This is a genomic window from Streptomyces sp. NBC_00704 (assembly GCF_036226605.1).
Lineage (GTDB): Bacteria > Actinomycetota > Actinomycetes > Streptomycetales > Streptomycetaceae > Streptomyces.
Genome location: NZ_CP109000.1, coordinates 2,244,280 through 2,259,617 on the forward strand (window position 1 = coordinate 2,244,280; position 15,338 = coordinate 2,259,617).

Sequence of the window (15,338 nt, forward strand, 5' to 3'; positions counted from 1 at the left end):
CTGAGCGGGCTGAACACCTGTGGGGCGTGATGCGTAAGGGAGGAAGCAGCTTCAGCTTCACTCCTGTCGGGCGCCTCGATGCTGCCCCGCAAGGAAGTCAGAGGAGTTCCATGGGACGCAACACACGTAAACGCCGTTCGTCGATGGCCACGAAGGCCGTGGCAGCATCGGCGGCCCTAGCGCTCGGTGGGGGCGGGCTGATCTGGGCGAACTTCTACGCTTCGGCGCACGAGTCGAACAGCTCGGGCCAGAACGAGACCAAGGCCGCCAACGCGGCCGTGCAGGTCGCCACCATCTCCTGCCCGGACGTGGGGCAGAAGCTGACGAGCGTGCCCAACGGGGCCAAGCAGGGCGTCGCGAGCGAGCTGGCCAACCTCGACAAGCAGATCACCGAGGCCTACGCCCGGCTCGCCTCCACCCGCCAGGCCCAGGCCGGTGACCCCGGCTTCGTGCAGAACGCGATCGTCGGCCCCCTCAAGGAGAAGCGGGGCGCGACGATCGACCGGATCCGCATCAACATCCAGCGTTCGGGCGGCCAGTTCGACAACTCGCTGAGCCAGCTCGCGGCCTGCACCACGCAGGCGGCGAACAACGCGAACGCCGGTCAGCAGAACGGCGGCCAGCAGAACGGCGGCCAGCAGCAGGGCGGCCAGCAGAACAACGGCGGTCAGCAGAACGGCGGCCAGAACAACGGCGGCCAGAACAACGGCGGCCAGCAGAACGGCGGCCAGAACAACGGCGGCCAGCAGCAGGGCGGCAACGGCGGGCAGGGCGGCAACGGTCCCGTCGCCTCGGACTTCGTCGACATCACGAAGGTCCAGGCGAACGTCAAGGCCAAGCCCCGCAAGAACAACCGTGCCTCGAACGGCACGTTCACCGCCTCCTGCGGCGTGAACGCGAACAAGAACTTCAACACCGACAACGTGATCGTGGCGCCGGGCGTGACCAACGGCGCGCACCACACGCACGACTACGTCGGCAACCAGAAGATCAACGCGTTCTCCAGCAACAACACGTTCCTTCAGGGCGGCACCAGCTGCTCGAACAAGAGCGACCTGTCGTCCTACTACTGGCCGGTGCTGCGTCTGCAGAACGGCACCCAGGAGTTCGACCAGAACCGGGACGGCGGTGGCAAGGAAGGCAACGTCGGCAAGATCCTGACCGCCAAGCAGGCGGAGATCAAGTACGTCGGCAGCCCGAAGAGCAAGGTCGTCGCGATGCCGCAGTTCCTGCGGATCATCACCGGTGACGCCAAGACCACCACCAACGGCCTGGCGAACGCCAACGCGCACTGGAGCTGCACCGGCTTCGAGAACAAGGTGCAGCTGACCGAGCAGTACCCGATCTGCCCCAAGGGCAGCAGCGTGGTCCGCTCGTTCGCCTTCCAGAGCTGCTGGGACGGCAAGAACGCCGACAGCGCCAACCACCGTTCGCACGTGGCCTTCGCCGACGCCAACGGCAACTGCCAGAACGGCTTCAAGGCGATCCCGCAGCTGACGATGCGCCTCGTCTACGACGTTCCCGCGCCGGTCATCCAGAACGGACAGGTGAAGAACGCCTACGCGGTCGACGGCTTCCCGGAGCAGCTCCACAAGCCGTCCACCGACCACGACGACTTCATCAGCATCACCAAGAACAACCTGGCGAACAAGATCGCCAGCTGCATCAACCGCGGCCAGCGCTGCCAGTGACACGCTGACGCGGTGACCGCACAAAAGAGCCGGCGGTGGGAGATCCCACCGCCGGCTCTTCGCCGTCCGCACCGGGGGCGGGCGGACGGTCAGTGACCCGAGTGCGCGGAGTGGTCGGTCCCCTGCTCGATGTCCCCGCCGAGCGTGGTGCGCAGCGCGGCGACCGTGGAGTCCTCGCCGACGGCCACCCACTTGCGGCCGACGAGGTAGTGGCCGCCGTAATCCTTGGCCGTGTTGATCCACTCGCGCAGTCCGCGGTCGGTGGCGAACGTGGCGAGGATGAACCGGCCGTCGCGGTTCTTGCAGATCGCCTGGCGGATCTCGTCCGCGTCGGTCTGCATGTCGGGGGTGCACTTCACCTCGGCGGCCAGCTGCTCCAGGCTGCCGGTCGCCACCTGGGGGATGGACGCCTGCGCCTTCCCGGAGCCGCCGGAAGAGCATCCCGCCAGCAGCAGCGCCGCAGCGGCGGCCGCCGTCGCGAGCATCGGTCGGGTCATCTTCATCTGTTCCTCCAAGCGAGAGCCTCGCCCTGGATACGGCTCCCGCGCGCGGTGCGCTCAAAATACCGGTGCCGGGCGTGGGACACGCGTGCGAAGGTGATCCGGTGAACCATGACTGGGAAGACCGCGTGAGCGCCGCCTGGGCCTCTTTCGACGACTACCCGGAGGCGAGGGCGGCGGACTTCCGGGCGCTGATCGACGCGCTCGTCGCCGAACTGCCCGGCGACAGCCCGCTGGGACTGTTCGAGCGGGCCTGCGCCTGGGACTCCACCGGCCACTCGGACCGGGCGGCCCCGCTCTACCGCGAGGCGCTCGCCCGCGGCCTGAGCGACGTCAGCGGCTACAAGGGCAGACGCGCCAAGATCCAGCTCTCCAGCTCGCTGCGCAACATCGGCCGCGCCCAGGAGGGCGTCGAGCTGCTGACCCCCGAACTGACGGCGCCCTCCGACGAACTGGACGACGCCGTGCGCGCCACGCTGGCCCTGTGCCTGTCGAGCCTCGGCCGGGACCGCGAGGGCCTGTCCCTGGTGCTCGGCGCCCTGGCCCCTCATCTGCCGCGCTACCAGCGCTCGATGGCCCACTACGCCCGCGCGCTCGTCACCGACTGACCGCCGGCACGACGCGTCGTCGACCCGCCCGGACGGCCCGCCGCCGCCCCGCCGGCCCGGCGGCCGGGCAACCGCGGGGCGGGCGGCGGGCCCGTCCGGGCGGTGACCTATCGCGCGTCTCGCTCGTTCTGGTGGGCGTGCAGCCACAGGATGTCGCCCCACGCCCCGCAGCCCGATCCGCAGCCGACCGGACCGTCGACGCCGAGCAGGCCGAAGCCGCGCTCGTCGAGCACTACCCGCGTCTGGTCCGGCTCGCCTATCTCGTGCTGCCGCCCGGCCTCGGCCGCGGCCGGCGCGTCCTGACCGCGCACGCCCTCGTCCAGCGCGCCCTGCCGCGCGGCCGGGCGTCCGCTCCCGTCATCCCGGCCCAGTCCACCGGCCGTGACGGCGACCCCGGGTACGCCTACGTCCGTCTCCAGGTGGTCCGTTCGGCGCTGGAGGCGGGACGCCCGCTGACGCTGCGCTCCCGGCCCCGGCGGGCGCAGCTGCCGCCGCTGTTCCCCCAGGTGTGGGGGCTGCGCCTGTTCCCCCGATCCGGGGGCGCCGACGAACTCGCCCTCGACCAGCGGCTCGCCGCGCTGTCGGGCCCGGCGCGGGCCGCCTACGTCCTGCGCGGTCTGGAGCGGCTTCCCGACGGCGATGTGCGCGAGGCGCTGACCGGGGCCGGCGTCGAGAAGGCGGAGGCGGCCCTGCGGGAGGCCGCGGGGGTGCCGGCGGCGCAGTACGCGCTGCTCGCCGAGTCCGGCGAGTTCGACCCGTGCGTCCTCCAGGCCCGGCCCACCGATCTGATGCGCCGCCGCCGGCACACCAGGGCCGCGCTCGCCGCGGCGGCCGCGCTCGCGGTGTGCGGCGCGCTGGTGGCGCTGCCCGGCGACGGCTGGGGGCCGGACGGCGCGGCCGCTCCGGCGTACGCGCGCAACCCGGCCGCCGAGGCCGCCCTCGACCCCGGACGGCTGGTGCGGATCTCCCCGGCCGTCTGGAAGACCTCCGCCCGCACCGACTTCTCGGTGTGGCCCGCGCGCGGCGCGCTGGTCCGCGACACCGCGCTGCTGCGCCGCGCGCTCGCCGTCTGGGCCCGCCCCGGGGAGACCGTCCAGGTCTCCGCGACTCCCGAGACGCCCACCGGGGGCCCGGCCGGTCCGCCGCAGCTGCTCTACGCCGGCGAGGTCGCCAACGCGCGCGTGGTGATCCTCTACGACGGGCTGCGCATCGCCCGCTACGCGGAGCCCGCGGACGGCACGGCGGGCGCGGCCCTGGACTTCGCGCGGGTCGACGGCGCGAGCGGCGCCGAGGCGGCCGCGCTGGTGCTCGACCGGGCCGACGGCAACGTCCGCTATCTCACGGCCCCGTGGGTGACCGGGGCCGCCGAGCGGGACCTGTCGAAGCCGGGCGCCGGGACGATGGACCTGACGCTGACCGACGGGATCACCTCGCCGCTGGCCAGTCCGGTCACCCGGACCACCGCGTGCACGACGTGGAACGTGCTCCAGCTGACGGACGCGTCCGGCAGTCATCTGCTCAGCGACCTCGGCGAGCTGGTGCCCGCCCGGATCACCGCGGGGCGGCCGACCGGGGCCGCGGACGCGAGCGGCGCGCAGGCGCTGCGGACGTGGGCGCCGTTCGCGTGTTCGCTGGCCGACGCGCGCGGGCAGGGCGTGCGGACGGTCAACGCCTGGGGTTACGCGCGCCAGCCGCTGCCCGACGGAAGCGGTTCGGCGTCCTGGGTGTGCACCAGGGCCGAGACGTGGCGGGGCGACGGCAACCGGGTGCTGGCGCAGTTCCACACGCCGGGCGGGCTGTTCGGGGCGGCCGTGGCGAAGGCCGGTGACGTGCCGGCGTGCGGTCCGCGCGATCCGCATGTGCTGGCCGGGGTGCTGTGGAAGTCCAAGGGCGGCCACTGGTACCTCCTGGCGGCCGGCGACAAGGACACGGCGTCCGTGCGCGCGACCGGCGGGGTGCGCGGCTCGGGGCGGGGGAACCTGCTGACGCTGGCGGCGAAGCAGGGCGCGCAGGCCGGTCTGGAAGGCGAGTCGAAGGACGGGCGGCCGATCAGCGGACTGCGCTGACGGCCCGCTCGCGCCCGTTCCGGGCGGGCGGCAAACCTGCCCCGGGGCGGCGGCCGTGCGCCGCGGTCCCGGGCGGGCGGCCCCTGCCTACCGGGTGATCGGCCGGCCGGCGGATCAGGGAGAACACCTGGAACGGTCCGGTCCGTTCGAGTCCGGATTCGATCGGTAAGGTGTTCGCATGACTACCGGGGTTCGTCGCAGAATGGGAGTCGAGGAGCGTCGGCAGCAGTTGATCGGCGTCGCCCTCGAACTGTTCGCCCAGCGTTCGCCGGACGAGGTCTCGATCGACGAGATAGCCGCCGCCGCGGGGATCTCGCGCCCCCTCGTCTACCACTACTTCCCCGGCAAACTCAGCTTGTACGAGGCCGCGTTGAAGCGGGCGTCGGAGGATCTGGCGAGCCGTTTCACCGAGCCGCACGAGGGGCCGCTGGGCGCCCGGCTGCTGCGCGTGATGCACCGGTTCTTCGACTTCGTCGACGCCCACGGGCCCGGTTTCTCCGCCCTGATGCGCGGCGGTCCGGCGGTCGGCTCGTCGACGACGAACGCGCTCGTCGACTCGGTGCGCCAGATCGCCTACGAGCAGATCCTGTCGCATCTGGGCGTCACCGATCCGCCGCCACGGCTGGAACTGGTCGTCCGCTCCTGGATCTCGCTCTCCGAATCGACCGCGCTGATCTGGCTGGACGGGCGGCGCATCCCGCGCGAGGAGCTGGAACGCCAGCTCGTGCACGACTTCGCCGCCCTGACCGCCGTCAGCGCGGCCTACGACGACGAGCTGCGCATCCTGCTGCGGCCGGTGCTGGGCGGCGAGCCCGCGGGCGGCCCCTTCGGCGACCTGGCCACCCGGCTGATCGCCCTCGCGTCCTGAGCGCTCAGGCCTCGAACTTGCGGTACGACGGGTCGAGGTCGCGCACCTCGGCGGACACGTGCAGGCTCACGCCGTCGGCCGGCGCGATGTGCTTGCGCAGCAGTTCCAGGGCGGATTCGGTGAGCCGGGCCTTCGTCTCGTCGGTCCGGCCGGCCAGCAGGGCGATCGTGAGATTGACGATCGCAGGACCTCCGTCGCCGTCCGCCGCGACGGCTCCGACGACGTCCGCCTCGGTGCGCAGGACCCGCGTCTTGCACGCCTCCAGCCTGGCGGCCGCCGTCTCCACGACGACGGGGTGCAGTTCCAGCGCGAACGCGCGCCAGTCGACGTGGTCGAGCCCGGAGGAGACTTCGACGGTGATCTGCGGCATGGGGGCTCCAGTTCTAGGGCGACCGGGCCCACTTTAGGACCTCACGACGGGGTCCGGTGCCCCGGCCTCGGGGCCGGCGCGACGGGCACTGCGGCCATGTGCGGATGTGCCGTCGACGCTCATCAGGTCGGCCTCGGACGCGCCGGTGGAGCAGGCCTGGTTCGAGGCCTGCTCCAGCACGGTGGTGCGGCTGTCTAGGGCGTCGTGCGGGTGAACACCGCCACGGTCCGGGCCGGAACGGTGAACGTGCCCGACCGCGCGGTGCAGGAGGCGGTGCGCACGGCCGGGTCCGCGCCGGACGCCTGCACCGGGTGCAGCCGGTAGCCGGTCCCGGCGAGCGCGGTCACGGTCTGCCGCTGTGCGTCGGGCGTCGCGTTGAACACGACGACCAGGTCGCCCAGCCGCATGGTGACGACGCCGGGGGTCTCGTCCTCGCCGGACAGCGGGAAGGAGAGCGCCGACTGCACCTGTGCGGCCGTTTCGAGGGAGAACGCCTTCTCCGTCGTCCGGATCCGCAGCAGGTCGCGGTAGGCGGCCGAGGCGGCGGTGATCTGCGGGCAGCCCACCCGGACGGTGTCCAGCAGGGGCCTGGCGTACGGCCACTTGGCGGCGTTGTCGGCGGCCGGGGGCAGTCCGCGGCCGAAGCCGTTGCCGTCGGCGCAGTTCCAGTGGATGGCGTTGAACCAGTCGCCGCTGTCGAAGGAGTTGCGGTCGAGGGACTTCGAGCGGAGCAGGTCGGTGCCGGCCTGTGACAGGGCCGGGCCCTGGGAGAGCGCGGCGGTGGCCAGGGCGAGGACCTGCATGCGGGAGCGGTCGTCGGCGGAGGCGCCGGCCGGGAGCTTGTAGGCCAGGGCGTCGAACAGCGACTCGTTGTCGTGGGCGTCGACGTAGGCGAGGGCGTCGCCGGGCGCCTTCGCGTAGCCGGCCGGGGCGCCGTTGTAGTCGACCTCGGCGCCGGTGACCTCCTTACCGTCGGTGTCGGTGAAGCGGTAGTCGGCGAGGTTTCCGGTCAGGCCGACCTTGAGGAGGTCCTGGTAGTGCAGGAGCCGGGCCTTCTGCTGTGCCGGGGTGCCGTTGGCGGTCGAGGAGTTGGGGTCGGTGTAGAGGCCGGAGGCGAAGCCCTGCACGCCGGGGTCCTCGTCGAAGGGGCCGCCGCCGCGGACGGCGTCACGCGCCCGGTCGGAGAAGGTCGCGACGCCGGTTCCCGCCATGTTCTTCTGCGTGGCCTGCACGAAGCGTGCGTCGTCGGCGACCTCGCCGAAGTTCCAGCCCTCCCCGTACAGGATGATCTTCTTGCCGTCGACGCCGTCGCGGGCGGGGGTGAGGGCGTCCAGGGCCTTGCGCACGGCCAGGATGTTGGCCTTCGGGTGGTGGCCCATGAGGTCGAAGCGGAAGCCGTCGACCTTGTACTGCCGGGCCCAGGTGACGACCGAGTCGACGACGAGCTTGCCCATCATGGCGTTCTCGGTGGCCGTGTTGGCGCAGCAGGTGCTGGTGGCGACGGACCCGTCGGCGAGGAGCCGCTGGTAGTAGCCGGGGACGATCCGGTCCAGGACGCTGGTCTGCGCCTGGCCGCTCGCCGCGGTGTGGTTGTAGACGACGTCCATGACGACGCGCAGTCCGTCGCCGTTGAGCGCCTGGACCATTCTGCGGAACTCGACGGTGCGGGCCGTGCCGTCGGGGTCGGTGGCGTAGGAGCCCTCGGGGACGGTGTAGTGGTAAGGGTCGTAGCCCCAGTTGTAGGCGTCCTTCGCGGCGGTCGCGGACACGCATTCCTGCTGCTTCTCGGAGGCCGCCGGGTAGGAGGCGAGGTCGCAGGCGGGTGCGGCCTGGTCGGCCTTCTTCTCGGCGATGGTGGCGATGTCGAAGACGGGCAGCAGGTGGACGTACGAGGTGCCCGCCGCCGCCAGCTCCCGCATGTGCTTCGAGCCGTCGCCGCCGCGGTCGGTGAAGGCGAGGTAGCCGCCCCGGTCCTTGGCCGGGACGGTCGGGTCGGCGACGGAGAAGTCCCGGACGTGCAGTTCCTGGATGCGGGCGTCGCGCAGCGGGACGGCCTTCGGCTTGGCGAGCTTCGACCAGCCGCCGGGAGCCAGGGCCGGGTCGTCCAGGTCGACGACGAGGCTGCGCGCGGAGTCGGCGGTCAGGGCGAGCGAGTAGGGGTCGGTCACCTTGTTGACGACGACCTGGCGCACGGTGGGCGCCCACACCGTCACGGCGTACCGATAGGGCTTGTTCTTCCAGCTCTTCGGGCCGGTGACGGACCAGACGCCGGTGGCGTCGTCGCGGTGCATGGCGACCGTGGAGCCGTCGAGCTCGAGGGCGACCTTCTGCGCCGTCGGGGCCCACACGGACAGCGTGGGGCGGCCGTCGCGGAAGACCGGGCCGAGCTTCGCCGAGGCGGCGGCCGCGTACAGGTCGTCCAGCACGCCCGCGGTCTGCACGCCGGTCGCGGCCAGGACGGCGCCCTGGACGGTGCGCTGGGTGGCGACGACCTGGCCGGTCAGCGCCTCGCGCACCCGGTCGCGGTCGCGCGGGTCGACGGACCAGGCGGCGTAGTCCTTCAGGTGGGGGTACTTCGCCTTCTGGGCGTCGGTGAGCGCGCTCTTCGTCAACCGCAGCCACCTGGCGTCGCCGGTGAGCCTGCCGTCCTTCACCGCGATCGCGCCCGTGCGGCTGTAGAGCAGCTGGGTGGAGGCGGCTGCCTCCGCGCCGTTCCAGGCCACGGTGTCCCGGTCGATCCAGACCGTCTTGGAGGCGGTGAGGTCGAGGGCCGCGGCGGATCCGGCCGGCTGCGGGAGCAGGTACTTCTCCTGTCCGTTCAGCAGCCACACCTCGTGGCCGTTCGCGGTGAGGTCCAGCGACCGGTCGGCGGCGAGGTCCTTGTCGTCGCCCTTGTGGACGATGTAGCTCAGGCTGGTGGCGCCGGCGGCGAGGGGGACCTCGAAGACCGCGCCGTAGGCGTCGGTCCGGGCCGGCGGGAGGGGCTCGGACCACTCGGTGGGGTTCGCGGCGCCGGTCCAGACGTGCAGGCCCCAGCCGTCGTAGTCGCCGTCGGCGCGGTGGTAGTGCAGGACGGCCTTCGCGGTGTCCTGGGCGGGATGGTCGGGCCGCTGCGTGACGACCGCCTCCTTGCCCTGCTCGATCCAGATTTCGCCGGTCTTGCCGACGTCGATGGTGCGGTCGGCGGCGACGTCCTTGTTCCCCGCCTTGTCGATGACGAGGAAGCCGACGCCCGACGCGCCCGGCTTCAGCTTGACGTAGGCGAAGGCGCCGTACGCGTCGCGGCCCGCGAACGGGTGACTGGCGGGCCAGGTGGTCGCCTCGCCGTCGGCGAGGTCGCCCCAGGCGTACAGGCCCCAGCCGTCGTAGTCGCCGTCGGTGCGCTTGTAGTGGACGACCGCGTAGTCGCGCGAGGACGCGGTGGGGATCTCCTCGGCGGGCGACGTCCCGGTGGTGGAGGCGGCGGTGGCGGCGGCGCTGCGGCCCGCCCGGTCCACGGCGACGGCCTTGTAGCGCAGGGGCGTGCCGGGCGGCAGGCCGGCGCCGATGGTCTGGGTGACCCGGTAGGGGGCGTGGTCGGCGGAGCCGAGGATCTGCCACTTCCCGGTGCCGGTCTGAGCCGCGAAGACGACGCGGGCGAGCTGTCCGCCTCCGACGTCCGCGCCGAGTTCGACGGTGCCGGTGGCGCCCGCCGCGGGGGCGTGCAGGGTGATCGTCGGCCGGGCCGCGGGGACGGCCGGCCGGCGGTCGGCCCTGAGGACGACGGCGGAGTTCGCGGGCACGCTCACCGTGATCCTCCGGTCGGCGCCGGAGGTGACGGTGTTCTTCGTGCCGTGGATCCCGTGGAACGCGGTGTTCGCCGAGCCGGTCGCGAACGTCGCCCGCTTCGCCGTGCCGGCGTTGTTGAAGGCGACGACGTACTCGGTGGCGTCCTTGCCGGTCCCGTTGCGGGAGAAGGCGTAGACGCCGGGGCCGTCGTCCGCGTAGCGCTCGGTCTGGACGCCGTCGGTCAGGGCGGGGTTGGCCCTGCGGAGCGCGGCGAGGGCCGCGATCTGCCGGTACAGCGGGGCGGAGGTGTCGTAGGCGTCGCTCGCGTGGGTGCGGGCGGTGCCGATCTCGTCGTCGTCGAGGTAGTCGGCGACCTTCGAGGCGAACATCGTCTGGCGGGCGTCCTTGTCGCCGCCGGATCCGGCGAAGCCCTGCTCGTCGCCGTAGTAGACGACGGGGTTGCCGCGGCTGAGGAACATCAGCTCGTTGGCGAGCCGGTCCTTGGCGAGGAGTTCGGCGTCGGTGGCCTTCGGGTTGTCCTGGTTCAGGAACCAGCCGAAGCGGCCCATGTCGTGGTTGCCGAGGAAGGTGACCTGTTCGTAGGCGTTGGCCTTGTCGGTCGTGTACTTGTAGTCGTCGGCGAAGACGGAGGCGAGCTTCTTCGCGCTGCCGCCCTGGGAGGCGTACTGGCGGGCCGCGTCCTGGAAGGGGAAGTCGAGGGTGGAGTCGAGGCGGCCGCGGGTGACGTAGGGGGACGTGACGGACGTGTCGGCGGAGTAGACCTCGCCGAACATGAAGAAGTCCTTGCGCCCGTGCCGGGCCGCGTACGCGTCGAGGGCGGTCGCCCACTGCGTCCAGAACTCCATGTTCACGTGCTTGACGGTGTCGATCCGGAAGCCGTCGATCCCGAAGTCGCCGACCCACTTCTCGTAGATCTTCTCCATGCCGCTGACGACCTCGGGACGCTCGGTCCACAGGTCGTCGAGCCCGGAGAAGTCGCCGTAGGTCGCGGACTCGCCCGCGTAGGTGGAGTCGCCGCGGTTGTGGTACATCGTCGGGTCGTTGAGCCAGGACGGCACCTTGGCGTTCTTCTTCGCGGCCGGGACGGCCGGCGTGCGGGGGAAGGAGCCGGCGCCGACCGGCGGGAAGGGCTCGGCGCCGTCGGCGTAGTCCGCGTCGTCGAAGGGGCGGCCGTCCTTCGTCAGGTACGGGAACGCGCCCTTGGACAGATAGCCGTAGGACTTCTCCGCGTAGTCGACGACGTCGGCCGTGTGGTTGGTGATGACGTCGAAGAAGACCTTCATGCCCTTGGCGTGGGCCTTGGAGATCAGGGTCTCCAGGTCCTTGCCGGTGCCGAAGTGCGGGTCGACCTTGGTGAAGTCGGTGATCCAGTAGCCGTGGTAGCCGGCCGAGGCGTCCTTGCCGACGCCCTGGACGGGCTGGTTCTCGAAGATCGGCGCCATCCAGATGGCGGTGGTGCCGAGGCCCTTGATGTAGTCGAGCCGCTTCGTCAGGCCCTTGAGGTCGCCGCCCTGGTAGAACCCCTTGTCGGTGGGGTCGTAGCCGGTCGACAGCCGGGAGCCGGTCAGGCCGCCCTTGTCGTTGGACGCGTCGCCGTTGGCGAAACGGTCCGGCATGACGAAGTAGAACTGCTCACGGGTGGAGTCGTGCCGGGACGGCTCGGCGGCGAGCCGGGCGTCCGACGGCGGTGCGGGCGGGGTCTGAGCCCGCGCCACGAGGGGTTGCGCAAGCGATACGGCCAGTGCGGCGGCGAGGACGGCTGCGCGCAGCCGGGGGCGGCCGAAGCGGCCGGCCTGCCCTCTCGATATCAGGTCCACGGTTGTGAACTCCTAGCGATTACGGCGTACTCGGGTCCGACCCCGCGCGCGTTTCGGCCACGATGCCGAACGCCCGCGTGACCGTATCGCTCACGCAAGGGTTGCAGCAAGAGTCATGCAACATGCGGAAAGGGTTTTCAGCAGCTGGACTTGCCCGCGTAGATCGCGAGGGCCGTGCCGGCGCCCAGCGTCGCCGTGAACTGGCCCGAGCCGTTCACCGTGACGCTCGTGTTGTTCTGGACGTCGCAGTACGTTCCCGCGGCCAGGGAGGTGCTGAACGTCCGGCTCAGCGCGGAGGTCTCGTGGTTGACGGCGACGAAGCCCTTGCCGCCCCGGCCGAAGGCGATGGCGTCGTCGCCGTCGTCCCACCAGTTCGAAAGCCCTTGCCCGCGTGTGGCGTTGCGGAAGCCGACCATCGCCTTGATCTCCGGCCAGGCGTGCTGGCACTTCCAGCCGTCCTGCCAGCAGGCGTTGACGGCACCGCCGTTGGGGGGTCCCGCGTCCGCGTTCGACCACTCGTAGCCGGAGTTGACGTCCGGTGCGCCGTAGGGGTGGGCGAGCATGAAGACGTTGGCGAGCGTGTAGGCCGAGCCGTCCTTGTAGTTCAGGGTGGAGCCGTTGCGCTCGGTGTCGTGGTTGTCGACGAAGACGCCCGCGACCGAGCCGTTCAGGTACCCCCAGCCCTCCCCGTAGTTCTTCAGGTAGGCGAGCTTCTCGCTGGTAAAGACCCGCTCGAGGTCGTAGGCGTAACGGAACTCCTGGACGTCGCCGTTGCCGGTGTACTCGGTGGGCTGGACCGCTTCTCCGGCGCCTTGGATGACCTCCTGCTTCCAGTACACGCCGGGGTCGGTCAGCCGGGACTTGATGTTCGCGAGGTCGGCGGCGTCGATGTGCTTGGCCGCGTCGATGCGGAAGCCGTCGACGCCCAGGCCGAGCAGGTCGTTCAGGTAGCCGGCGACGGTCTTGCGGACGTACTCCTCGCCGGTGTCCAGGTCGGCCAGCCCGACGAGTTCGCAGTGCTGGACGTTCCAGCGGTCCGCGTAGTTCGAGATCTGCGAGGTGCAGTCGTCGAAGTCGTAGGAGGAGTACAGGCCCGGGTAGTCGTACTTCGTGTACGACGAGCCGCCGGTCCCGGTGCCGCCGCCCGCCGCCATGTGGTTGATCACGCTGTCGGCGACGACCTTCACCCCCGCCGCGTGGCAGGTGTTCACCATGTTCCGGAACGCCGTGCGGTCGCCGAGCCGCCCGGCGATCCGGTAGCTGACGGGCTGGTACGACGTCCACCACTGCGAGCCCTGTATGTGCTCGGCGGGCGGAGAGACCTGCACGTATCCGTAGCCGGCGGGGCCGAGGGTGTTGGTGCACTCCCGGGCGACGGAGGCGAAGTTCCACTCGAAGAGGACGGCGGTGACGTCCTTGACGCCGGGTGGGGCGGCGGAGGCGGGGGAAGCGCCGGGGACGACGACCGCGGCCAGGGCGGCGGCCAGGGCGAGAGCGCCCGTGAGGGGTCTGCTGTGTGACATGTGGGGTTCCTTCGTCTTTGAAGGCTCTTGCTGCAATCTTTCAGATACCTTGCAGTGGCGTGATGTTAAGGGTCGGCGGCCGAAAAGTGCAGAGGTCGGTGTGAAGGATCTGCAAGAGGTCGCGGGCGGGCCCTGGCCGAATCCCCCGGTGACCACCGACACCGGCGGCCCGGCGTCCCGGTCCGTCCCGCCCCGCGGGTGCGCGCCCATGCCGAAGGCCCGCCGCCCGGGGAGGGGCGACGGGCCTCGGAGTTCAGGCGGTCACGCGGTCACGTGTGCGGGCGGTCAGGTCGTCCGCGCCCGCGGTTCCGTCTTCACGCGGTCGTGAACCACACCGTCGTGTCGGCCGGCAGCTTCGCCTCGCCGGCGTCCGTCTCGGTCACCTCGCCGCTCGCGAGCAGCACGCGCCCGTACGCGGGGGTCGTCACCGACTCGCCCGTCGTGTTCGCGACGCACACGAACTCCCCGCGCCGCAGGGCGAGAACGCCCTCGGGGGCCTTCAGCCACTCCACCGAGTCGCCCGCGCCCAGGTCGGGGAGGGCACGGCGCACGCGCAGGGCCGAGCGGTACAGCTCCAGGGTCGAGCCGGGGTCGCCCGTCTGGGCCGCCACGCTCAGCTCGCCCCAGCCGGCCGGCTGCGGAAGCCAGCTGCCGCCGTCTCCGAAGCCGTAGGACGAGCCGTCGCGCGTCCACGGGATCGGCACCCGGCAGCCGTCGCGGAAGCCGTCCTGGCCGGCGCCGCGGAAGTACGCCGGGTCCTGGCGGACCTCGTCGGCCAGGTCGACGACGTCGGGCAGGCCGAGTTCCTCGCCCTGGTAGACGTACGCGGAGCCGGGCAGCGCCAGCATCAGCAGCGTGGCCGCGCGGGCCCGGCGCAGGCCCAGCTCGCGGTCGCCGGCGGTGCGGATCTGGGTGCCGAGACCGGGCGGGTTGGCGAACCGGGTGGCGTGGCGGGTGACGTCGTGGTTGGACAGGACCCAGGTGGCCGGGGCGCCGACCGGGCGCATCGACTCCAGGGTGCGGTCGATGACCTCGCGCAGCTCGGCCGCGTCCCACGCGGTGCTCAGGTACTGGAAGTTGAACGCCTGGTGGAGCTCGTCGGGGCGGACGTAGTTCGCGGTGCGCTCGATCGTGGGGGTCCACGCCTCCGCGACGAAGATCTGCTCGCCGGAGTACTCGTCCAGGATGAGCCGCCACTGGCGGTAGATCTCGTGGACGCCGTCCTGGTCGAAGAACGGCATGACATCGTTGCCCAGCAGTTTCAGCTGGTCGTGGGCGCCGAGGTCGGGCAGGCCCTCGGCCTTGACCAGGCCGTGGGCCACGTCGATGCGGAATCCGTCGACGCCCATGTCCAGCCAGAAGCGCAGGATGGAGCGGAACTCGTCGCCGACGGCCGGGTGGTTCCAGTTGAAGTCGGGCTGTTCGGGGGCGAAGAGGTGCAGGTACCACTCGCCGGGGGCGCCGTCCGGCTCGGTGACGCGCGTCCACGCGGGGCCGCCGAAGATGGACTCCCAGTCGTTGGGCGGGAGTTCGCCGTTCTCGCCCTTGCCGGGGCGGAAGTGGTAGCGGTCGCGCAGGGACGAGCCGGGGCCTTCCGCGAGCGCCCGCTTGAACCACTCGTGCTGGTCGGAGGAGTGGTTGGGCACCAGGTCGACGATGACGCGCAGGCTCAGCTCGTGGGCGTCGCGGATCAGGGCGTCGGCGTCGAGCAGGTTGCCGAACATCGGGTCCACCGCGCGGTAGTCGGCGACGTCGTAGCCGGCGTCGGCCTGCGGGGAGGCGTAGAAGGGGCTGAGCCACACGGCGTCCACGCCGAGATCGCGCAGGTACGGAAGGCGTGAGCGGACGCCTTCCAGGTCGCCCATGCCGTCGCCGTCGCTGTCGGCGAAGCTGCGGGGGTACACCTGGTAGATCACCGCGTCCCGCCACCAGTCGCGGGGCTTCGCGACGGTGACGACGGCCGAGGTGGGGGCGGGGGCCGGGGCTGCGGGCTGCTGGCTCATGGCGTCCTTGGTACCTAACGGAGTCATCGGGTCGGAGTGGTTGAAGGGGTGACGGGGGTGAAGTGGTGACGGGGGTGAAAGGGGTGACGAGGCGGCCGCGGTC

At 71.7% G+C, this 15,338-nt stretch carries 9 protein-coding genes; 4 read left to right on the forward strand and 5 right to left on the reverse strand.

The window, feature by feature from the left end; all coding sequences use genetic code 11:
• The first annotated feature begins 110 nt into the window (after positions 1-110).
• A complete protein-coding gene (locus tag OG802_RS09945) occupies positions 111-1,691 on the forward strand; it encodes a DUF1996 domain-containing protein (RefSeq protein WP_329409196.1) in 1,581 nt (526 codons plus the stop codon).
• A gap of 89 nt (positions 1,692-1,780) precedes the next feature.
• Here the strand turns inward: OG802_RS09945 and OG802_RS09950 are convergent, their stop codons facing one another.
• Positions 1,781-2,194, reverse strand: a complete 414-nt coding sequence (locus OG802_RS09950) for a hypothetical protein (protein ID WP_329409198.1) — start codon at positions 2,192-2,194, stop codon at positions 1,781-1,783.
• 101 nt (positions 2,195-2,295) lie between these two features.
• Between OG802_RS09950 and OG802_RS09955 the strand changes: the two genes are divergently transcribed.
• The 3 genes from OG802_RS09955 to OG802_RS09965 all read left to right on the forward strand — a co-directional run bounded on the left by OG802_RS09955 (position 2,296) and on the right by OG802_RS09965 (position 5,733).
• A complete protein-coding gene (locus OG802_RS09955) occupies positions 2,296-2,799 on the forward strand; it encodes a tetratricopeptide repeat protein (protein ID WP_329409200.1) in 504 nt (167 codons plus the stop codon).
• Positions 2,800-2,936: 137 nt separating this feature from the next.
• Positions 2,937-4,865, forward strand: a complete 1,929-nt coding sequence (locus OG802_RS09960; RefSeq protein ID WP_329409201.1) for a hypothetical protein — start codon at positions 2,937-2,939, stop codon at positions 4,863-4,865.
• A 178-nt stretch (positions 4,866-5,043) separates the two neighbouring features.
• The gene (locus OG802_RS09965) at positions 5,044-5,733 is read left to right on the forward strand and encodes a TetR/AcrR family transcriptional regulator (RefSeq protein ID WP_329409202.1); all 690 of its coding nucleotides are present in this window, start codon (positions 5,044-5,046) and stop codon (positions 5,731-5,733) included.
• Between the two features lie 4 nt (positions 5,734-5,737).
• Here OG802_RS09965 and OG802_RS09970 read toward each other — a convergent pair whose 3' ends face one another.
• The 4 genes from OG802_RS09970 to OG802_RS09985 form a co-directional block, all read right to left on the reverse strand.
• Entirely contained in the window at positions 5,738-6,103 is a 366-nt protein-coding gene (locus tag OG802_RS09970) for a 5-carboxymethyl-2-hydroxymuconate Delta-isomerase (RefSeq protein WP_329409204.1), read from the reverse strand.
• Positions 6,104-6,297: 194 nt separating this feature from the next.
• A complete protein-coding gene (pulA, locus tag OG802_RS09975; protein ID WP_443055440.1) occupies positions 6,298-11,703 on the reverse strand; it encodes a pullulanase-type alpha-1,6-glucosidase in 5,406 nt (1,801 codons plus the stop codon).
• Positions 11,704-11,846: 143 nt separating this feature from the next.
• Complete coding sequence (locus OG802_RS09980; protein WP_329409207.1) at positions 11,847-13,232, reverse strand: alpha-amylase; 1,386 nt, start codon at positions 13,230-13,232, stop codon at positions 11,847-11,849.
• A gap of 314 nt (positions 13,233-13,546) precedes the next feature.
• A complete protein-coding gene (locus tag OG802_RS09985; RefSeq protein WP_329409209.1) occupies positions 13,547-15,235 on the reverse strand; it encodes a glycoside hydrolase family 13 protein in 1,689 nt (562 codons plus the stop codon).
• Positions 15,236-15,338 lie beyond the last annotated feature (103 nt).